Source organism: Longitalea arenae, assembly GCF_016924755.1.
Taxonomy (GTDB): Bacteria; Bacteroidota; Bacteroidia; order Chitinophagales; family Chitinophagaceae; genus Niastella; species Niastella arenae.
In genome coordinates this window covers 100302-121844 of record NZ_JAFFJX010000014.1, presented here as the reverse complement: position 1 = coordinate 121844, position 21543 = coordinate 100302, and the positions used below count along the sequence as shown (strand labels likewise).

General features: G+C 47.2%; 15 protein-coding genes. 11 read left to right on the top strand and 4 right to left on the bottom strand.

The genetic code is table 11. The features are described 5' to 3' along the window. The first annotated feature begins 12 nt into the window (after positions 1-12). Positions 13-876 (top strand): fructosamine kinase family protein, encoded by an 864-nt coding sequence (locus JT717_RS22545; RefSeq protein ID WP_205513305.1) that lies wholly within the window; start codon positions 13-15, stop codon positions 874-876. Positions 877-1072: 196 nt separating this feature from the next. Further along, complete coding sequence (locus JT717_RS22540) at positions 1073-1990, top strand: ribonuclease Z (protein WP_205513304.1); 918 nt, start codon at positions 1073-1075, stop codon at positions 1988-1990. A gap of 400 nt (positions 1991-2390) precedes the next feature. Here JT717_RS22540 and dapA read toward each other — a convergent pair whose 3' ends face one another. Further along, the gene (gene dapA, locus JT717_RS22535) at positions 2391-3275 is read right to left on the bottom strand and encodes a 4-hydroxy-tetrahydrodipicolinate synthase (RefSeq protein ID WP_205513303.1); all 885 of its coding nucleotides are present in this window, start codon (positions 3273-3275) and stop codon (positions 2391-2393) included. Between the two features lie 262 nt (positions 3276-3537). After that, complete coding sequence (locus tag JT717_RS22530) at positions 3538-4515, bottom strand: acetyl-CoA carboxylase carboxyltransferase subunit alpha (RefSeq protein ID WP_205513302.1); 978 nt, start codon at positions 4513-4515, stop codon at positions 3538-3540. Positions 4516-5337: 822 nt separating this feature from the next. Between JT717_RS22530 and JT717_RS22525 the strand changes: the two genes are divergently transcribed. The 9 genes from JT717_RS22525 (at position 5338) to JT717_RS22485 (ending at position 18018) form a co-directional block, all read left to right on the top strand. Beyond that, positions 5338-5796: an Hsp20/alpha crystallin family protein gene (locus tag JT717_RS22525; protein ID WP_205513301.1), complete on the top strand. Its 459-nt coding sequence runs from the start codon at positions 5338-5340 to the stop codon at positions 5794-5796. A 255-nt stretch (positions 5797-6051) separates the two neighbouring features. Beyond that, a complete protein-coding gene (locus JT717_RS22520) occupies positions 6052-8352 on the top strand; it encodes a T9SS type A sorting domain-containing protein (RefSeq protein WP_205513300.1) in 2301 nt (766 codons plus the stop codon). A 213-nt stretch (positions 8353-8565) separates the two neighbouring features. Continuing rightward, complete coding sequence (locus JT717_RS22515; protein WP_205513299.1) at positions 8566-8709, top strand: hypothetical protein; 144 nt, start codon at positions 8566-8568, stop codon at positions 8707-8709. Then, the gene (locus tag JT717_RS22510; protein WP_205513298.1) at positions 8694-9494 is read left to right on the top strand and encodes an SDR family NAD(P)-dependent oxidoreductase; all 801 of its coding nucleotides are present in this window, start codon (positions 8694-8696) and stop codon (positions 9492-9494) included. The genes JT717_RS22515 and JT717_RS22510 overlap by 16 nt, the downstream gene beginning before the upstream one ends. Position 9495: 1 nt before the next feature. Then, on the top strand, positions 9496-10671 hold the full coding sequence (locus JT717_RS22505) for a zinc-dependent alcohol dehydrogenase (protein WP_205513297.1): 1176 nt from the start codon (positions 9496-9498) through the stop codon (positions 10669-10671). Between the two features lie 67 nt (positions 10672-10738). Beyond that, positions 10739-12568, top strand: coding sequence for a malto-oligosyltrehalose trehalohydrolase (gene treZ / locus JT717_RS22500; RefSeq protein ID WP_205513296.1), 1830 nt, complete (start codon positions 10739-10741; stop codon positions 12566-12568). 32 nt (positions 12569-12600) lie between these two features. Then, complete coding sequence (gene treY / locus JT717_RS22495; RefSeq protein ID WP_205513295.1) at positions 12601-15303, top strand: malto-oligosyltrehalose synthase; 2703 nt, start codon at positions 12601-12603, stop codon at positions 15301-15303. Between the two features lie 9 nt (positions 15304-15312). Beyond that, a complete protein-coding gene (gene glgX / locus JT717_RS22490; protein ID WP_205513294.1) occupies positions 15313-17481 on the top strand; it encodes a glycogen debranching protein GlgX in 2169 nt (722 codons plus the stop codon). Positions 17482-17532: 51 nt separating this feature from the next. Continuing rightward, on the top strand, positions 17533-18018 hold the full coding sequence (locus JT717_RS22485) for a CinA family protein (RefSeq protein ID WP_205513293.1): 486 nt from the start codon (positions 17533-17535) through the stop codon (positions 18016-18018). 1 nt (position 18019) lies between these two features. Here JT717_RS22485 and JT717_RS22480 read toward each other — a convergent pair whose 3' ends face one another. Both JT717_RS22480 and JT717_RS22475 read right to left on the bottom strand, forming a co-directional pair. Then, positions 18020-18265 carry a hypothetical protein gene (locus tag JT717_RS22480; RefSeq protein ID WP_205513292.1) on the bottom strand — a complete coding sequence of 82 codons (246 nt, stop codon included), beginning with the start codon at positions 18263-18265 and terminating at the stop codon, positions 18020-18022. A gap of 122 nt (positions 18266-18387) precedes the next feature. After that, positions 18388-21435: a glycoside hydrolase family 2 protein gene (locus JT717_RS22475; RefSeq protein ID WP_205513291.1), complete on the bottom strand. Its 3048-nt coding sequence runs from the start codon at positions 21433-21435 to the stop codon at positions 18388-18390. Positions 21436-21543 lie beyond the last annotated feature (108 nt).

Here is a 21543-nt window from a genome sequence, read left to right as displayed (position 1 = left end):
AACAAGATATGCATGCTTACTGCATCCCTGCAATCATTTATAAAACAATTATTGAATGAAGGAGCCGACCTGCATTTTACGCCCCTGGGGGGTGGCTCGATCAATCATACCTACCGCATTAATAGCCCTGGTAAAAAATTTCTGTGTAAGATCAATAAGTTTTCATCCTTTCCGGGAATGTTCGAAGCAGAGCAGGCCGGATTGGAATTACTGGCCAGTCAGCAAGTGATCCGCATACCGCAGGTAATAGCTACCGGCCGTACCGGCGACAACCAGGTATTATTGCTGGAGTGGATAGAACAGGGCTTGCGAACCGAAGCCTTCTGGACCGCTTTTGGGGAGCAACTGGCCGCACTGCACCATGTACAGCAAAAGCAGTTTGGACTGCCCACTGATAATTATATGGGCGCTTTACCGCAATGCAATGAACCTGCCGCTAGCTGGGTGGATTTTTTTATCCAGAAACGGCTGCAACCACAGGTAAAACTGGCTGTGGACCATCATTTGCTGGAACCGGCTTTAGCCAGCCGCTTTGAAAAATTATATCAGCAACTGCCTGCCATCTTCCCGGCTGAACCAGCTTCCCTGTTACATGGCGATCTGTGGAGCGGGAATTTTTTATGTGACGAACAGCAGAGGCCAGTTTTGATCGATCCGGCAGTATATTATGGCCACCGTAGTATGGACCTGGCTATGACTACCTTGTTTGGCGGTTTTGACCGTCTGTTCTATGAGAGTTACCAGTACCATTTTTCGCTTCCAGCCAACTACCTGCAGCAATGGGAAGTATGCAATTTATATCCGCTGCTGATCCATTTGAATTTATTTGGTAAAAGCTACCTGGCTGATATCGTAAATACAATCCGGCGGTATTGATTTACGTTATAAAATCAACAGGCCAAGAGTGGTACCAGCTACAAGGGGCCATGTTAGTATTATATAATAAGAAGCAAGTAATAGATAATAGCAGGTGAGCGGTGTTGCAGGCTATTGCGTAAATTTGTGTAATGAAATGCAGCAGAATGACTTATAGTGCCGTCTTAAACAAAATGATAACTACTTAACAAATTGAATGCTGGCTGTAACGATCCTGGGAAATAATTCTGCCCTGCCGGCCTATGACCGGCATCCCACGTCGCAGGTAGTGACGTTGGATGACAATTTATTCCTGGTAGATTGTGGAGAGGGAACCCAACAGCAGTTGGCCAAATACCGCATTCGCTGGTCGCGCATCAATTATATTTTCATCTCGCACCTGCACGGCGATCACTATTTCGGTTTGCCCGGTTTTTTACATAGTATGGGTTTGCTGCATCGTGAGCATGAGCTGCATTTGTATGCCCCGGCACCGTTAAAGCAAATACTCGACCTACAGTTGGAAGCCGCTTCGAATGTATTACCATACACGCTGCATTTTCATCCGCTGGAGAGTGAGGGCGTGATCGTTCAGAACGACAAGTTCAAAGTAACCAGTTTTGCCACCAAACACCGTATTCCCTGCTGGGGTTTCCGGTTCGACCAGGTAAGGGCGCCCCGGCGGGTAAACCCCGAGAAGGCCATTGAACATGGTGTGCCCGCAGCTTTTTACGACCGGCTAAAATGGGGAGAAGATTATACCAATAAGAATGGTGAACTGATAAAGAACGAATGGGTGACCAACCCGGGTGCAAAGCCCTTATCATATGCTTATAGCGCCGATACCATCTTTGACGAGTCGCTAATAGAAAAATTTCAGGGGGTTGATCTCTTATACCATGAGACCACTTACCTGAAAGAACTGGATAAAAGGGCCGCGCTGCGTTTTCACTCCACCACCACGCAGGCTGCCTGCATAGCCAAACAGGCTAAAGTAGGGCGCTTGCTCATCGGGCATTTCAGCTCGAAATACGATAAGCTGGAAGTGTTTGAAGAGGAGGCCTGCGAAGTGTTTCCTGATACCAGTCTGGCATTGGAGGGGGTTACTTTCAGAGCCATTCCTAGGAAGCAATAGACAACGGGCAATAGGCAATGGACAATAGACAACGGGCAATTGGCAATTGGCAATAGACAATAAGCAACATGCAATTGGCAATAGGCAATAAGCAACCGCCAAAAGCAATCTAAATCGGCAGTAAGCAACTGGCACGGGCAATAGACAATAGGCAATAAGCAATTGACAATACGCCAAAGCAACAAGCAACTGGCAAGGGCAATAGACAACGGGCAATAGGCAATTGGCAATAGACAATAAGCAACAGGCAATAGCAATAGGCAATAGGCAATCCTTATCTTAATACACAATCCACAATACCAACCGGCAATCGGCAAATAAATAAGAAAAGCCAAACAGGAATACATATAATGCTCCCTGTTTGGCTTTGATATTTTGTGTTTCGCGCTAAGGCTTACCGTTAAGCGTTTTTCAGAAAAGATCTCACTTTTTCATGCAATCCCTCACTGAGCGGCACCATTGGTAAACGAAGATTGTTCTCTAATAATTCCAGTTCAGTCATGAACGCTTTTACCCCTGCGGGGTTATTTTCAGCAAACATGAGATCGTACGCATCAATCAGCACATCGTTCAATGATTTGGCTGCTTTAAAATCGCCTTTCAGGCACTGGCGTACCATATGGGTAAATTGCTGCGGGAAGGCATTGGCTGCAACACTGATAACGCCATCCATACCACAGGCTATTTGTGGTAATACCAGCGCATCGTCGCCGCTTACTACCAAAAAGTTCTCGGGGCGGTCGCGCAGGATCTGCATACACTGAGCCATATCGCCGCTGGCCTCTTTAATACCACCGATATTGTCCACTTCATTGGCAAGGCGCAGGGTAGTGGCAGCGGTCATATTGCGACCGGTACGGCCCGGTACATTATACAACAGGATCGGTTTGGGTGAAGCGGCAGCCAGAGCTTTATAATGCAGAAAAATACCTTCCTGTGAAGGTTTGTTGTAATAGGGGCTGGCGCTTAGAACAGCGGTGGCTCTATCTAAAGGAAAAGTTTCCAGTTCTTTTATTACTTCGGGCGTATTGTTGCCGCCGATGCCTACCACCACGGGAATGCGGTTGTTCACTTTTTCATAGGTGAAGCGGATGATGGCGATCTTTTCTTCTTTACTGAGGCAGGGCGTTTCGCCGGTTGTACCGAGCGTGACCACATATTCAGCGCCGCCATTGATAACAAAATCTATTATTTTACTTAAAGCATCGAGATCTACTTCAGAATTTGATTTAAACGGGGTGACCAGCGCCACGCCGGTGCCATATAATGATTGACGAAGGGACATAATTTTTAGATTGAATCCCGATAGCTATCGGGGCATATTTTTGGTTGAACCAGTCCGCCAGGCGGAAGGTCGTTTAAATTTGGAAACAGCTGAGTAATGATAAGGTGTAACAAGTGAGTGACACAACAGGTGCCGAACAGGGCGCTGAAAGCTGGTTATAAAAAAGTTTGATCGGTATTGTACCGGATCTTCATATCCGCTTACGCCATTATTCGGCGCTCGCTCCTTTCGCACAGGACCGTTCGCGGTTCACTCAGGGCATTTAAGCTGGTAATTCATCCCAGAAGCCCATCTTGTTAAACTTATCGATCCGCTTTCGAACACGCTCTTCGGGATCCATCTGTTTCAGCTCTTTGATGGTGTTAATGAGGTATGGCTTTAATAAAGCGGCAGCTTCATCATAGTCCCAGTGGGCGCCGCCTACTGGTTCGGGAATAATACCATCAATTAATCCAAATTCATACATATAATCGGCAGTGAGTTTTAACTGTTCGGCTGCTTTTTCCTTCTGATCCCAGCTACGCCAGAGAATAGAGCTGCAGCTTTCAGGCGAAATAACGGTGTACCAGGTATTCTCGAGCATGAACACTCTGTCGCCCACCCCAATGCCCATGGCCCCACCGGAAGCGCCTTCGCCAATGATGACACATATTACCGGCACTTTCAGCCTCATCATCTCATAAATATTACGGGCGATGGCCTCCCCCTGTCCCCTTTCTTCCGCTTCGAGACCTGGGTAGGCGCCGGGCGTATCGATGAGGGTGATAACCGGTTTATTGAACTTTTCAGCCAGTTTCATCAGGCGCAGGGCCTTACGGTAGCCTTCCGGATTGGCCATACCAAAATTACGCAACTGGCGTGCCTTGGTATTGATCCCTTTCTGCTGACCGATCATCATAACCGTTTGACCATCGAGGGAGGCGAAACCACCCACCATGGCTTTATCATCTTTCACATTCCGGTCTCCAAACAGCTCCACGAAATCAGTGGTCAATTTGGAAATATATTTCATGGTATAGGGACGGTCGGGATGGCGGCTCAGCTGCACTTTTTGCCAGGGCGTAAGGTTTTGCGTAATGGCCTTACGGGTCTCCAGCACTCTTTCTTCCAGTTTCTTAATAGGGTCAGTGAGATCAAGTTTACTCTTCTCGGCCTTTTGCTTCAAGCCTTCTATATCATCAAAAAGATCTTTGATCGGTTTTTCAAAATCCAGGAACTGACGGTTTTTATCTTGCGGCATAGGCAGTGATAATAAGCTGTAAAATTAAGGGATGAAGGATTTTTTATAAAAGTTTTCTATAAACGCCTGTTTACACCCGGTCGCCTGCAGGATCAAAGATTTTGCAGGCTTTCCGGCGAAAAGACCATTTAATACAGAACTCATTGTAACTGAGCTGGTATTAACGAATGTACCCGGGCATTTATGATGCACTCTCCTAATTTAAAGGCTGCAAATGTAGGAGTATTACCTGAAATCAGACCCAAGGTAGAAAAAGGGCGGTCTGCCAGACTAAAACCCGGGCGCCAACAGAAAAGGCTTTAATAACTCATTGATTAGGTGAGGAATACCTGCCAAAATTTCAATGGATCCTTTTTGGCGGCTGCATTTCCTGCATAAAAAATGACAAATTTTAAGCTGCCCGCCGGCTGGCATATTGCTTGAAAAAGGGTTTATGGTTGTTATTCTTTTTATGCTTTTGTTTATTAAACCATTCAAAAACATAAAACCATGACAAACAAATTCATTGCTAACCGGCTTTACAGCCGCATCGTATTAAAGCCTCCACAGGTACCGGTCCAGGTGTTTAAAAGAAATTGTTCAGAAAAACTTATTGTATGATCGCTTATTATGTAATTAATTATGAGGAACCGATTAAGCAATTGGTACAATCAGTTTTGGATGCCCATTAAGTATTATACCGGTCACTTTATCCGGAGCATCCGTAAAAAAGATCAGGACGATAACCCGTTTATAATTTTTTGAAAATAGGATCCGGCAGGTATGGCAGCCTGTTGGTAATTGTAACCATATTATAAACCTTTTTGTTAAAAGGAGGAAGTTATGACAAACATCATGAAAAGAGATAGCGGCCGACAGCCCGCTAATTTTGGAAGTGTAGTTGATCAGATCTTCCAAAACAATTTATCGCGCTTCTTTGATGATTCTTTCTGGGGTTTTAGCGGTGATATAGATCGTAAGGTGCCCGTCAATTTAAAGGAAACCGAAGGCTCGTATGAAATGGAGCTGGTAGCACCCGGTTTACGCAAAGAAGATCTTCAGCTGAACATTTCGGGTGATATGCTTACCATTTCATTTGAAGAAAAGAAAGAAGAAAAAGAATCAAACGAAGGATGGCTACGGCAGGAATACCGGAAGCGCTCTTTCAGCCGCAGTTTTCATTTAAATGATGCGATCGACACTGATAAGGTATCGGCGCATTATGAAAATGGAATATTACATGTGACCCTGCCCAAGAATGAAAAGTCAAAACAGCGCTCAAAGTCCATCCGGATTGAGTAATTGTATTTCAAACATTCATAAAAGGCTCCATGAAAGTGGAGCTTTTTTTATTGGGGGACAGAAGCAGCAGGCGTATAACATAAGCTACGAAACAGCACAAGCTATTATTAATCTATAACGCGTTAATTTCTGAATATCCCATCTTTTCCCGATCTGGTATATTTGTGGCCGGTATGATTGCTGCCAGAAGATATCCCCTCTCACTCTTCTATTAGAAAGCTTCAGTTTTTTCTTTTTCACTTAAAACTTTATTGTATGAAGAAAATTCAATTTTCTCTGATCGTCGCGTGCCTATGCGGGATGCTGGCGCGCGCCCAAACGAACATTGCCCCACTGGCAACGCCTTCCACTTCGTATGTGTCGCCCTGGGAAACCATCACGGCGCTGAACGATGGATATACTCCTGCTAGCTCGAACGACAAGTCGAACGGGGCTTATGGCAACTGGAACAATCCCAATTCCCTGCAATGGGTACAATACGACTGGCCGCAAACCTGCACGGTGAGTTCAATTGAGTTATATTGGTTCAATGATGGGGGTGGCGTGTTAACACCCACCACGGCCTATGCAGAATACTGGAACGGATCGGCCTGGGTGAATCTTGGCAATATACCGCTGGCTACCAATGCATTTAATACACTGGCAATAAACAATATCAACACCACGCGCCTGCGTGTTACGATGCTTAATAGCACGCAAAGTACCGGTATACTCGAATGGCGTGTAATGGGTACTGTTACAGGTGGCGGCGGTGGCAATGGCGACCCATATACCTGGCCGGCCTATTCACCCACCATCAGCTATAATTTCAGGGATGAATTTCCCGGCTTACCTGTACCTGCAAATGTTTTAGATGATTGTCCGCAGGTAGTAGGCACCCAGTCATCGAACTGGTGGTGTTTCCGGTGGGGGCCGAATAAGAATTCCCTTGTGACCGCCAATGCCATCACACCTTTGCTGGCGCGCCTGAATACCGATTTTGCCTACTTCCGCGATCAAATGGGTTGGCCGCCCGACCTGCGTGCTAAAAATGGTTACCGCAGCTCGGTGTATTTATACGGCTCCGGGCTTTGTACCGATAATGCACCCAATACCGCGCTGGGCGGCTGGCAAAGCGCCATTAATTATAATGGTCGCAGCTGGCCAATGATCCTGGCTTCTTATTACCCTATTTATAGTTTTAACCCTGCCTGTACCTACAGCGACCGGGAATTTCAAAAAGGCGCTATGGTACATGAAGGGATACATGCGTTGCTGGCCGACCTGCCCGGCGTAAAACAATCGGCCTGGTTCCATGAAGGCGGCAATGTTTGGCTGCAGCAAACAGCAGACGCCCGGCGGAGTAACAATTTCAGTTCCATGGGCGATCTGAATGGAACCGATTTCATTGCGCCCTTTATGCCCATTGAATGTTACAGTGGCTGGTTGCAGGACGGCAGCTTTGGTGGTCCATCGGCTGAAGGCGTCAACATGTTCAATGGCAATCAGCAGATCTGTACCTGGCGCACTTATTTAGGTGGCCACCAGTACAGTAGTTCTTTCCCGACCTTCCTGGGTAATGTATTGGGCGACGGGGCCGTTCCCTGGATCTGGCGGAATGCGCCTGGCCGGGTATTACAGGGTATTGCATCTGGTATTGGCGCTGCGCAAACCCGCCGCCTGATCACCGAATACCGGGCCAGGCAGGCGCTGGTTGATTTTGGTCCGTGGAACAATGCCATCCTGGCTTTATTGAATGCGCACTTTGGGCAATCCATTGGAGCCGAATGGCAACCGGCGTGGATGAATCCGCCTGTATGGATCGCCACTCCTTATGTAAAAACAACGAATAATAATGGGTTGCTCACACCTGACCCTGTTACTTTACCGGGATGGTCGGGTGCCAACCAGATACCCCTTACCGTTACCGGTAATGCGGTGACTGTTAATTTTGAACCAATAGGAGCCAACATGAACTGTCAGCTCGTTTACCGCACCACCGCGGGAGTGCCCGTTTACAGTCAACCCGTGTCGAGCGGCGCTTGCACGCTGAACCTGCCAGCCGCGCCGGCGAATGGGGTAGTGATCGCTGTTATTACAAATACGGATTATATATACAATGGGGAAGCCACCCGAAAAGCCCATTATGACTACCGCTTGCGGTTGGGGACCGGCGTAACCGGAACGGCCAGTGTAAACACCCGCTGGTATAATTCAGCAACCCTTTCCTCGGCCAGAACCGAAGGCCAACGCGAAGCTTCAGTAGGCATTGACTGGTCGAAGTACTGCAACCATGATGTACCAGCTACGCGCATTACGGGTAAAAGCAATCTGGTGAAAATGCAGGTATTTCCCAATCCTGCACCCCTGAACAAACAGGTCACGCTCGATTTCATCAATAATGGAAACGATAAAACAACTATCACTTTATTTACCATTGAAGGCGCCAAAGTTATGGAGACGAGTACCACTGGTATGCGATATACCATAGAACCCGCATTTTTAAAGGCCGGGACTTACCTTGTCAGGATCAAAAATGGTAATACCAATCAAACCCAAAAGTTGATCGTGCAGTAAAATTTGATGGTTTAAGTTATTAATAAAGGAACTACCCGCATGGGCGGTTCCTTTCGTTTTAAGCAGACAACTAATTGTTGAAGGCAGCCGGCTCAGTTGATGGACCGGCTTAGGACCTGTAACAAATCAGTTGACATATAAGCTAGATTAATATATCATGAGGCCAACTTGTCAACCTGTGAACGCCCGCTCCATGGCATATCGTTTGCCGCAATGGCTACAGATTCAATCGTTTTATTACTCTCTGGTTATAACCGAACAGGCCCGGTAGCAGGTGGAGAAGCAAAATTCTCCGCATACACCATCGTTTACCGGGTATTTATTTACTCAAAAAAATTGTTATGGAAAGAAACATAACCTACACGCTGATAACGGGCGGTACAATGGGCATTGGTTATGAGCTGGCAAAGATCTTTGCGCAACGGGGGCATAACCTGATCATCGTAGCCCGGGACGAGAACGAACTGGCGATAACGGCCAGGGAATTAGCGCCTTTGGGCGTGGAAGTGATCACTATGGTGAAAGACCTTTTTCTGAAGGAAAGTGCATTTGAATTATATGATGAGATCAAGGAAAGAGGTTGGGTGGTTGACATTCTGGTGAACAACGCCGGGCAGGGACAATACGGCCAGTTTGCCGAAACAGACATTTACCGCGAGCTAGACATCATTCAGTTGAACATTTGCTCGCTGGTAGTGCTTACCAAATTATTTCTGCAAGACATGTTGCAAAGAGGCGATGGTAAGATACTGAACCTGTCTTCCATTGCCAGTAAGGCGCCGGGGCCATGGCAATCGGTATATCACGGAACAAAAGCATTTGTACAGTCTTTCACTGAAGGGGTACGCAATGAAGTGAAAGATACCGGCGTCACCCTTACAGCCCTCTTACCTGGCGCAACTGATACCGACTTCTTTAGAAAGGCAGAAATGGAAGATTCGAAAATAGTACAGGAAGGCAAACTCGATGATCCGGCGAAGGTGGCTGAAGATGGTTATGAAGCACTGATGCGCGGCGACGATATGGTGATCTCAGGATTGAAGAACAAGTTGAATGTGGCTATGAGCAACATGATGCCTGATAAGGCAGCAGCGGAGAATATGGCTAAAAAACAGGAACCGGCAAACGAGAAAAGGAAATAATATGAAAGCAGCAGTGATACATGGGCCTGGTATGGTAACCTGTGATACGGTACCAGACCCGGTCATTAAAGATCATCGGGATATTATATTGAAAGTAACGGCAACCGCTATCTGCGGGTCTGATCTGCATATTTATTCAGGGGGCATTCCGCAACCACGGCCCATGGTATTGGGGCATGAGTTTATGGGTATCGTGGAAGAGACCGGTAAATCGATCACCAAATTAAAGAAGGGCGACCGGGTGGTAGTGCCTTTTCCCATTGCCTGTGGAAATTGTTTCTTCTGCAGCCATGGCTATCCCAGTAATTGTGAGCACAGCAATCCCGATCACTATGGTCCTGAGGGCGGCATACTCAAAGAAAAAGGCGGCGCCCTCTTCGGTTATACAGATCTATATGGTGGATATGATGGCGGACAGGCACAATACGTGCGGGTGCCCTATGCCGACGTTGGTCCCCGGTTAGTGCCGGATAATCTTAGCGATGAACAGGTATTGTTCCTCACCGATATTTTTCCCACCGGCTATACAGGAGTTGATTGGGGGGAAGTGAAAGGCGGTGAAACAGTAGCCATATTTGGCGCAGGTCCCGTAGGTATCATGGCTGCGAAAGCTGCCTGGTTGCGGGGAGCCGGCCGGGTGCTGATCGTTGACACTTTACAGTACCGGCTCGATATGGCCCGCAAAGCCGCCAATGCAGAAACCATATTGTGGGATGATAATGATGGCCGCAATGCCATTGAAACAATACGCGCCTATACAGAAGGCCGAGGAGCAGATGTTTGCATAGAAGCGGTGGGCTTTGAGCCGGAGCGGACGGTGCTTGACCGGGCGAAGGCTGTGGTCAATTTTGAAAAAGGTTCGTCGAAGGTGTTGGAAGCGTGTATGAGCGCCGTGCGCAGGAATGGAATTGTACCCGTGTTGGGCGTTTACCCGGTAACGTATGACAATTTTCCGGTGGGGCAGTTCTTTGATAAGGGACTTACCCTGCGGGGCGGACAGGCGCCGGCCCACCGGTATATTGACACTTTACTGACCTATGTAAAAGAAGGAAAAGTGACCCTGGATGATATCATCACGCACAGGCTGCCGCTGACAAGTGTTTCGGATGGCTATTCCATGTTTAAAAAGAAAGAAGACAATTGCGTGAAGGTGGTCCTGGATCCTTGGAGTGAATAAATGGTGCGAGTTGCCGGCGCCTTTGTAAACTGGCATCTATCTTTAAATATAAAATTGCTAATAAACATTGAATAACACCTATTTACCTATCGGAGCGTCACTTGATAAAAACGGGCAATGCACCTTTTGTGTATGGGCGCCCACGTGCAGTTCGGTTAGTGTGGTTGTAAATGCATCACCTGAAGTTACATGGCCTATGGTCAAAGATGAAGCGGGCTATTGGTGTGTGAAAGTAGACCATGTAACTCCAGGTATGCAATACCGGTATAAATTGAATGATGACCTGCTGCGCCCCGACCCCGCGAGTCGATGGCAACCGGAAGGCGTTCATGGCCCCTCGGCAGTCGTTGATAAAAATTTTAACTGGACTGATTCTGCCTGGCAGGGCATTGAACTGGCTGATATGATCATTTATGAATTGCATACCGGCACGTTTAGCCCGGAAGGCAATTTTCAGGGCATCATTGCCAGGCTCGATCACCTGCAATCGCTCGGAATTACAGCTATTGAACTTATGCCCATTGCCCAGTTTCCTGGTCATCATAATTGGGGCTATGATGGCGTATATCCTTTTGCCATTCACAATGCCTATGGTACAACGGCCGAACTGAAGCAGCTGGTAAACGAAGCACATCAGCGCGGCATTGCTGTCATTCTGGATGTTGTGTATAACCATGCGGGTCCGGAAGGAAATTATTTACCGGATTTTGGACCTTATTTCTCAGACAAATACAAATTGTTCTGGGGGCAGTCGGTAAATTTCGACGGCGCCTGGTGCGACGGCGTACGGAATTTTTTCATCCAGAATGCGCTGTTATGGCTCGATGAGTTTCATATAGACGCCCTGCGGCTCGATGCAGTGCATGCCATCTTCGATAGCAGCGCACTGCATATTATGGAAGAATTGACCGAACAGGTTCGGTTGCTGGAACAACGCACCAAAAAAAGAAAGATCCTCATTGCAGAATTCGATCTGAACAATCCCCGCTATATTACTCCTGTTGAAAAAGGTGGCTTTGGTATGGATGCGCAGTGGGTAGACGAATTTCATCATGCCCTGCATGCTGTAATTACCGGTGAAAGGTCTGGCTATTACGAAGATTTCGGTGGCCTGGAATTGCTGGCAAAGTCACTGCAAACCTCTTATGTATATACCGGTCAGTTCTCTGTGCACCGTAAACGATATTTTGGCAAAGAACCCGTTGATACATTATATAATCAATGCATCGCCTTCGTACAAAACCACGACCAGGTAGGCAACCGCTTGCTGGGCGACCGCATCAGCACGACGCTTTCGCCAGAAGCGCTGAAGCTGGCTGCTGCCACCCTGTTGTTATCGCCGCATGTGCCTTTGTTGTTCATGGGGGAAGAATATGGCGAAAAAAATCCCTTCCAGTTCTTTACCAGTCATTCCGATCCGGAATTGATCAAGAACCTGGTGGAAGGCCGCAGAAAAGAGTTCGCCGCCTTTAACTGGGAGGGAGAAGTGCCCAATCCGCAGGATGAAGCCATTTTCAATCAATCGAAGTTAAGCTGGAAGCTGAATGAAGTGCCGGGTTTGATGGATTTGTATCAATACCTCATCGCCTTCCGGAAAAAAAGACCTGCCCTGAGAAATTTCCGGCGCAATGATGCCGTGCGAAATATAACCATTCAAAACAATGTGTTGCAATTTGAACGGCATGGCAACTATGATGCGTTGACCATTTGCCTGAATTTTGGCAGGGAGGCGCAAAGTTTACAATTAGAGCAATCCGGGTTAAAGATCTTTGATTCCTCCGATAAAAAATGGGAAGGACCCGGAAGCCTGGCTCCGGAGGTCGTACAACCTGCTCAGGCATTTTCAATTAACCCGTATTCGGCCCTGGTGTTTGAACAAACAAACAGCAATCAATGATTACCTAACCTGTTAGAAAATGGAGTTCGCTTATGATGATCCCTGTATCAACTTACCGGCTACAACTGAATGCAGCATTTAATTTTAAACAGGTAGCCGATATAGTATCTTATTTACACGAATTGGGCATTACCACTATTTATGCAAGTCCGTTCTTTGCCGCGCCAGCCGGCAGCATGCATGGTTATGATGTTTGTGATTCACATGCCCTGAACAGTGAAATTGGCACGCTCGATCAGTTGCAACAGATCGTTGCAGAGTTGCGGAAAAGTAATATGACCTGGTTACAGGATGTGGTGCCCAACCATATGGTATATGCCATGACCAACCAGCGCCTGGCCGATGTGTTTGAGCGCGGTGTATACTCTCCCTATTATAAATGGTTTGATATTGACTGGCAGCACCCTGACCCATCGTTACATGGAAAACTGATGACCCCTTTTTTAGGCAAACCTTTTAATGAATGTCTTGAAGCGGGGGAACTTAGTTTAGATATCTGTGATGGCGGCTTTTTGGTGCGGTATATGGATAACCGGTATCCGTTATCTGTCAGTGCCTATGAATCGCTGCTATCGGTACTGCGCAGCGAACAGGCGCCTGCAGAAGTAGAGAAACTGGTGCAGGACCTGTATGGTGAGGCGAAGATGGGCTGGCCGCTTTCTTCCTGGCGGGAAATAAAATCATCCCTGATAAAACCAGTGCTGGCCAATGAGGCGCAGGCTGCAGCGCTTCAACAGGCGCTTGCGTTACTAAATGCCGATACCAGGCGCTTGCAAACGATCTTACAGCAACAGTATTACCAGTTGAGCTGGTGGCAGGATGCGAACCAACTGATCAATTACCGCCGTTTTTTTGCGGTAAATGAATTGATAGCGCTGAATATTTCGGCAGAAGAAGTTTTTCATGAATATCATCACCTGTTGCAGAACCTGTATCAGCAAAAGCTCATTCATGGAGTTCGTATAGATCATATTGATGGCTTACAGGATCCCGGCGAATATTTGAACCGGTTGCGGCAGTTGCTGGGCGAAGATTGCTATATCATCGTTGAAAAAATACTCGAGCAACATGAACAGCTGCCCGCCAGTTGGCCCATTCAGGGTACAACCGGTTATGAATTCACCTCGCAGGTGAACTGGTTACTCACCAATACGAACGGGGCAAAGGAAATGGTGGCTTATTACCGCAGTTTGTTTCCTGAACTGGATGAATATAAGAATATCATCTTTGAAAAGAAACGCCGCTTCCTGGAAGCGTATATGGGCGGCGAATGGTACAACCTGATCTCTTTGTTATACAGGTTGCAGCTGGTGCCTGAAACGATGCAAACCGACGCATTGAAGCAGGCGCTGGGTTTGTTCATGTGTTGTTTGCCCGTGTACAGGTTGTATCCCGAGGGGCAACCGGTTGATGCTGTTTCTAAGCAAATCCTGAGACAAACCTTTGAGGAGGCTGTACAAAGAGAACCAACGTTAAAGGAAGCGCTGGATTATTTGGAATCGTTGTGGACGGTAGCAGAAAATGATGCGGACCTTAACAAACGCAAGCTGGCTTTTCAAAAACGGCTGATGCAATTTACCGGTCCGCTTACCGCCAAAGGGGTGGAAGACACGACCTTTTACGTATATAATGCGCTGTTAGGGCATAATGAAGTAGGGGATACGCCTGATAAAGATCATTATTCGGTGAACGATTTTCATCAATGGGTCTTGCAACGGCAGCAACAACATCCCTGGACATTGAACGCCACGTCGACCCACGATACCAAACGCGGGGAAGACGGGCGCCTGCGGGTAAATGTGCTTACCTGGTTTGTGAAGGAATGGCAACAGCAGGTAGAGCAGTGGCGGCAACTCAATGCCGGTTGCAAAGTGACCAGAGACGGCAAACAGCTTCCCTCATTGCATGATGAATATTTTATTTATCAATCCCTGATCGCCGGTTTCCCTGAAGATGAACAGGTGGATGCCCGGTACATCCAGCGCCTGCAGGCCTATTTTATAAAATCGGCGCGGGAAGCCAAGCTGTATACAAACTGGCAGGGGCCTGATGAAGCTTATGAAGAGGCCGGTTGCCTTTTTATTGAAAAGATATTGTCGGCTGAGCATGGGTTTTTATCCAGCTTTCTGCCCTTTTACAAAACGATTGTACGGTATGCGCAACTGTTTTCACTCACGCAGGTGCTGGTGAAGATCACGGTGCCTGGTGTGCCCGATATTTACCAGGGCAACGAACTCTGGAATACCAGTTATGTAGACCCGGATAACCGGCGGCCGGTGGATTTTAATGAGCACAAAAAACAGTTACAGGTGCTAAAAGATCAGGAGAAAAAAGGGTTTGCTGAGCTGTTGAATTACATTACCAGCAACAGGAACGCAGGGCTGGAAAAATTGTACGTAACCTGGAAAGCACTGCAATGCCGCCAAGGGCTGGCATCTCTTTTCCTGCATGGCAGTTATCTGCCATTAAATACATCCCGGGAATCTGGCATCATTGCATATGCCCGCCAGTATGAAAACAAGTGGGCGCTGGTGATCGCTCCGGTGTCGGATACCCTGCTGGCCAATATAGGCGAAGAAGCGTTAGTAAATGTATTTTTATCCCTTCCTGAAAATGCACCTGCCAGCTGGACCAATGTATTTACCGGTGAAAATGTTAGTATAGAAAAAAAATTACCGCTGGATGCGGTGCTTAAATCTTTTCCGGTAGCATTGCTTACCGGGGAAACCAAATAACTAAATTGTATGATCGCGGAAAATAAAACAATTACTCATCCTGCAGCCGGCGGATTGTTAACGGGTATTTATCCCGGAACCGCCTTCCCATTGGGGGCTACCTATGACGGAAACGGCGTTAATTTTTCCATTTATAGCGAACATGCCGAGGAGATGGAGTTATGCCTCTTTGAGAACCTGGATAGTAAAACGGAGTTCCTGAAGATAAAGATGAAAGAAAGAGAACATCATCACTGGCATGTTTATGTGGCTGATCTGAAACCCGGCCAGTTATATGGATACCGGGCCAGCGGTCCCTTCGATCCTGCTAATGGTCAACGCTTCAATGCGAATAAATTGCTGCTCGATCCTTACGCCAAGGCCATCTCGGGCATTATTGATTGGCACGATAGTGTGTTTGGATACAGGGTAGGCGAAGATGATCTGACCTATAACGCGACAGACAGTGCGCCCTATGTGCCCCGATCGGTAGTCATTGATCCAACCTTTGATTGGGAGAATGTGCAAAAACCTAAAATTCCATACGATCAGTCGGTCATTTATGAACTGCACGTTAAGGAATTCACCCAAATGAATCCGGAGGTGCCTGAAGAGTTGCGGGGCACCTATGCAGGGCTTGCCCACCCGGCCGTGATCGATTATCTGAAGCAACTGGGGGTTACTGCCATTGAACTAATGCCCGTGCATCATTTTGTGGCCGACCGGCACCTGGTTGAATCGGGGTTGACCAATTTCTGGGGTTATAACACCATCGGCTTTTTCGCACCAGATGTGCGGTATTCATCCAGCGGTGTTAAGGGCGAGCAGGTCATTGAGTTCAAGAATATGGTGAAAGCCATGCATAAGGCTGGCATTGAAGTGATCCTGGATGTAGTTTATAATCATACGGCTGAAGGCAATCATATGGGGCCTACCTTATCGTTCAAAGGCATCGACAACGAAGCCTATTACCGCCTTACTGAAGACAAGCGATATTATATGGACTATACCGGCACCGGTAATACGCTGAATGCTTACCTGCCGGGTGTATTACGTCTGATCATGGACAGTCTCAGATACTGGACTGTCGAAATGCAGGTGGATGGTTTCCGCTTCGACCTGGCGGCTACGCTGGCGCGTGAGCTGCATGATGTTAACCGGTTAAGCGCCTTCTTTGAAATCATTTACCAGGATCCCGTCATATCGCAGGTAAAGTTGATCGCTGAACCCTGGGATATTGGGGAGGGTGGTTACCAGGTTGGTAAATTTCCACCCGGCTGGGCCGAATGGAATGGAAAATACCGCGATTGTATGCGCGATTACTGGCGCGGCGGCGATAGCATGCTTACGGAATTTGCAGAAAGGTTTACGGGCAGCGCCGACCTGTATAAGAACGATTACCGCTTTCCTACGGCCAGTATCAATTTCATTACGGCACATGATGGTTTTACGTTACATGACCTGGTTTCGTATAACGAAAAACACAATGAGGCTAACGGAGAAGGTAATAACGATGGCGAAAGCCATAACCGCTCCTGGAACTGCGGTGCCGAAGGGCCTACGGAGGACGAAGCCATTAATAAACTGCGCGCCCAACAAAAAAGAAATCTGCTTACTACCCTTTTGCTGTCGCAGGGAGTTCCTATGTTACTCTCGGGCGATGAGATCTGCCGCACCAAGAACGGTAACAATAATACGTATTGCCAGGACAACGAGATGTCCTGGATCAACTGGCAGAAAGGGGATATGAAGATGCTCGAGTTCACCAGGCAGCTGATACACTGGCGCCGTAACCATCCGGTGTTTTGCCGCCGCCGCTGGTTCAGGGGGCATTTGATCAAGGAGATCAACCTGAAGGATATTGAATGGTTCTCTCCGGATGGCACCGAGTTAAAAGACGACGCTTATAATTCGGAAACCGCCCGGGCGCTTGCTGTTTATTTAAATGGGGCCGACCTCGATATGACCAGTGCCAAAGGGCAGAAGATCGTAGACGATAATTTCTATGTGATCTTTAATGGTACACCCGATCCTCTTGAGTATAAATTGCCGCCTGTAAATTATGCTGATTCGTGGATTGAAGTGATCAACACAACAAAAGATACGATCACACCGGAGGGTACCCGGTACGATCCGGGCGATGTAATTACCGCTGCAGGCCGTTCTATTATTTTACTGCATAATCCTGTAATTTATTGAATCTCTGTTGGCATGGATTTTTAGAGATTTGGGGCAAAGGACAGGCAGAAGATGCAGCAAGTTATTATACAATTAATTGGAAAGATATTGATTGAACGGCAGCAAACGATTGCGGTAGCAGAAAGTGTTACATCGGGGAACCTGCAGGTGGCATTATCTACAGCAGCGGATGCGGCGAAGTTCTACCAGGGCGGCATTACCGTTTATAATCTCGGACAAAAGAGCCGGCATTTGAACATAGAACCTATTCATGCCATGTCATGTAATTGTGTATCGGAGCAGGTAGCCTGTGAAATGGCGCTGGAAGTTTGCAAACTGTTCCATAGCGACTGGGGAATGGCGATCACCGGTTATGCTTCCAAAGTGCCTGAATCGAATAATGAATTATACGCATATTACGCGATCACCTATGCGGGAAGTGTAATGAAATCAGGTAAACTGGAAGCACCGGATGCCAAACCGCCCGAGGTTCAATTGTATTATACCTGGGAGCTGTTGAAGAATCTCGAAAAGATCTTAAAAATGAATGCCGTGTAATTTACACGGCATAATGCTTTTCAATGGCTTTGCCCACCTGTTTTGTCAATGCTTCAGGCCGGTCTTCATTAACAGACCATTCATTGTTATTATAAGAAAGATAACCAAAGGATGTTTCATTCAAAACAACATGGAAAGAAGCGGGTATACCTGCATCATTGAGTTTGTCAGACGGGTTCACCCAGCCGGTGTATTTTATTCCATCCGCTTCAAAGCTGATGTCGAACATTTTTTCTTCTGAGGCCATTGTATTCTTTTATTTATCCCTGAAAAATTGATACCACGGGCACTGCTAGTGACCAAGAGCCTCTTATTGAATGGTTACACGCCAGTGTAGAATTAATTCCACTCATGATGGCAAGCAACGGCTTAATACTTCAGAAGGTTCAATAACAATTGCTGACCAACAATATTGGCGCTGTTCTTTAAGGAATTATTGAAGGTTGTCATGGATGCATGCTCGCCATCACCTTCCGCTTTTTTTTCCAATTGTATGTCTTTTATGCAGGAGAAGATATCCAGGGCGCACAGGATTATTTTCCCTCTGCCATGTGGTATTATTTGTAATGCAGAATACACTTCCGGTTTGTGATCCGAAACGCAGGCCACCACAGATTCGCCGGTATTCAGGCGCAAACCCAGCCGGTTCTTATTGTAGGTAGCAAAACATTGGAACTCCCAATTAAATACGGTGCCCTGCGGCAAACCGGCCAGCAACGGATGTTGTTTGGAAAAATAATTACCGCCATACCATGACTTTCCTAATTCTTTTGAGCCGCGGTAATCGAGCACTTCTTTTTTAGCCAGGTGATCGGCCCAGCGCTCTACATTATTAACTACGATGAGGGTATTGCCATTATTTACCCATTCCAGGATATCTGTAACCAGTGGATTGCCGGTTTGTTGAGGTTCAAAAGCGCCTATGAGTAAAACGCTGCCCTGAGGCCTGCCGCTCCGGTAATTTTGAAAAGGGGGCAGTTTGGCACTTTTGAAAAAGTTGCGCAAAACTCCACTTGTATCGGCGATCATTCCCTGTACCGGGATGCCCGTGGTATTCAGTTGTACGGCATACAATTCATCCTGCCCGGTGGCGATGGTCATTTGGTCCTTCATAAGCCGCGCCGTAATTGTGGTGTATCCTGGCGCTACGGCCACTAATCGATTACCTGCAGATAAGAGCTGGCCGTAGGTTATACCGCCTTCTGCTTCCACCGGTATTGTTTGTTGGAAAATAGTTTCGCCCCTTGCGGTGCGGGCAGTAACGTCAAGACAATACTTGCCGCGAATATTCTTTTCATTGACCAGGAAGAAGTCCATCGTAGTGGTATCTCCTACAGACAAAACTTTACGATTCAGTTTTACAGCCACATACAGGGGTTGGTTGTATTTGGCGATGAGTTCAGGGTCGCCTTTCAGGTTGCGGTAATTATCTACAATTCCGGAATGGTTTTCGAGTTTCATGCTTTCCCAGCCATTTACCGCATATCCGTCAATGGTATTGTTGATGCGAACGTTCTCGATCACCCTGCCCTGGTAATAATAGGCCACATTACCCATTTTACGGGTGAGACTGTCTACATTAGGAAAGGCATTGTTAAACGCGTTCTTTTTCAGGAAGGTATCATACGCATCGTACCATTTGAGGTAGCTCTCGCTTTCCCAGCCAGTATTTGTACCTCTTTTCAAAATGGCATCGCGAATAAGCTGCAAACGGGGCGGGGTACCAATGGCGCCTTCTTCGCCATAATAAATGATCTCGTCTTTATGATCGGTATACTTTGCGTATTGTTTGGGATGAATATAGAGGTTGTCGTGATATACGCCCGGCCCGCCGGCGTGGTGCTGATCGAACCAGCCATAATCATGGAAGCTGCTATCAAAAGGAAGCAGGTGCAGTTTAAATTTGGGATCCGGTTCATTGAGTTTGATATTGCCGTTGCAGGAATTGTAGGTGATAATGCGGCTGTTGTCCAGACGATGCCCGGCCATCATTTGCCGGCGGTCAACTGCCTGGGGCTGTGCGCCGCGTTCATTATGCATATTGTAGATCACCAGCGAAGGATGGCTTCGATCGCGACGGATCATACGCAGGAACTTTTCGTCGCGTGCCGTGAGATAAAAATGGGTTTGTTTTCTTTCCAGATCATTTTTTGGATAGAAGAGGTTCTCCGGATAAGAATTGCCGCCGGGTTCTTCAAAATATAACAGACCCAGTTCATCGGCATAATCAAGCACATTGCGTTGCCCGATGCTGCGGTGAAAATTGAGCATGTTCAAACCAAGCCTTTTGGCATCGAGGATTTGTTTTTTAGCCAGTTCATCAGAAGGCGTAATGCCGTTTTCGGGCCAAAAGCCCCAGGAAATGGCCGTACGTATAACAATGCGTTTATTGTTAAGGTAGAATTGAGGGTCGCCAGCTACATCTTTTACCTGGAACCAACGAAAACCGAAACGCTGTGTACTGCTGTCGCTCATGCCATTACCTTCCCAACGAACGCTGGCTATATACAGATTCGGACTATCAACACTCCATAATCTGGCTGCCGGTAATTTCACTGTAATCGTCTGGGTAGATTGTCCGGGTGCAACGCGCCGATCGCCTAATACCTGTTGATATACCTGTTTTTTACTTACTGCTTCACGGATGTCAAGATAATAGTTACCCGCTACGGTATTCGTACCTGTATTTTGGGTGGTAACCTGAATCTCTATTTCGGTGATGGCCGGTTTATTTTTTACGAATATGTCTTCAATGTAGACGTGATCGGTGGCTATCAGTTTTACTTTGCCTGTAATACCGCCGAAACCATGTGCCGGCTGCGTGCGATAAACACCCCACATAAAGTTCTGGCTGTCGCGCCAGTCAAAATTGCCATTGGGATCGGTGATGCGGACGGCAATTTCATTGGAGCCTGCCCGTACGGCTTTGCATATATCCACTTCGAACGGCGTACCTGCGATAAGATCGTAGCCGCATAATCTTCTATTGACAAACACTTCTGCCCGGAAGCGCACGCTTTCAAATTGCAGCACGATCCGTTTGTTGCGCATGCTGGCCGGAATCACGATCCTTGTAGTGAACCACGAAACGCCGACGTAATTACCGGCCAGTCCAAACTTATTACCATTGCGGCCCCAGTAATATTCTTCTACGGTTGCGGGCAAATGAACAATTCGGCTATCGGCTTGCTTGCGGCTCAATTGCCGCCAGCCGCCGGTGGGTTCATGAACCGGTAGTTTGCTTATATCGACCGGGGGCGTACATAACGAGTCCTGTTCCCATGTGGCCGCTGTATCGAGCCATACATTCCAATAATTTTTTGAAAGATCTTTTTCCAGCCTTCCTTTTTGTGCTTTTGCATGGATGGTAAGAAGCAGCGCTATGATCAAAAAGAAAAATGTTCTGTTGAGTAGCATCTATATGTTTTGTAAGGTTGCAGGAAAGGGTTCGTGGTCAATGGTAATAGACCATTGGGTTGGTCCGTTCGAAGAGGCGACGCCCGAGCAGTATAGGAAAGACATTCA

What these genes read in the sequence shown, in the direction of transcription:
- JT717_RS22545 (WP_205513305.1), top strand. Translation starts at nt 13, where the DNA reads ATGCTTACTGCATCCCTGCAATCATTTATAAAACAATTATTGAATGAA.
- JT717_RS22540 (WP_205513304.1), top strand. Translation starts at nt 1,073, where the DNA reads ATGCTGGCTGTAACGATCCTGGGAAATAATTCTGCCCTGCCGGCCTAT.
- dapA (WP_205513303.1), bottom strand. Translation starts at nt 3,275, where the DNA reads ATGTCCCTTCGTCAATCATTATATGGCACCGGCGTGGCGCTGGTCACC.
- JT717_RS22530 (WP_205513302.1), bottom strand. Translation starts at nt 4,515, where the DNA reads ATGCCGCAAGATAAAAACCGTCAGTTCCTGGATTTTGAAAAACCGATC.
- JT717_RS22525 (WP_205513301.1), top strand. Translation starts at nt 5,338, where the DNA reads ATGACAAACATCATGAAAAGAGATAGCGGCCGACAGCCCGCTAATTTT.
- JT717_RS22520 (WP_205513300.1), top strand. Translation starts at nt 6,052, where the DNA reads ATGAAGAAAATTCAATTTTCTCTGATCGTCGCGTGCCTATGCGGGATG.
- JT717_RS22515 (WP_205513299.1), top strand. Translation starts at nt 8,566, where the DNA reads ATGGCTACAGATTCAATCGTTTTATTACTCTCTGGTTATAACCGAACA.
- JT717_RS22510 (WP_205513298.1), top strand. Translation starts at nt 8,694, where the DNA reads ATGGAAAGAAACATAACCTACACGCTGATAACGGGCGGTACAATGGGC.
- JT717_RS22505 (WP_205513297.1), top strand. Translation starts at nt 9,496, where the DNA reads ATGAAAGCAGCAGTGATACATGGGCCTGGTATGGTAACCTGTGATACG.
- treY (WP_205513295.1), top strand. Translation starts at nt 12,601, where the DNA reads ATGATGATCCCTGTATCAACTTACCGGCTACAACTGAATGCAGCATTT.
- glgX (WP_205513294.1), top strand. Translation starts at nt 15,313, where the DNA reads ATGATCGCGGAAAATAAAACAATTACTCATCCTGCAGCCGGCGGATTG.
- JT717_RS22485 (WP_205513293.1), top strand. Translation starts at nt 17,533, where the DNA reads ATGCAGCAAGTTATTATACAATTAATTGGAAAGATATTGATTGAACGG.
- JT717_RS22480 (WP_205513292.1), bottom strand. Translation starts at nt 18,265, where the DNA reads ATGGCCTCAGAAGAAAAAATGTTCGACATCAGCTTTGAAGCGGATGGA.
- JT717_RS22475 (WP_205513291.1), bottom strand. Translation starts at nt 21,435, where the DNA reads ATGCTACTCAACAGAACATTTTTCTTTTTGATCATAGCGCTGCTTCTT.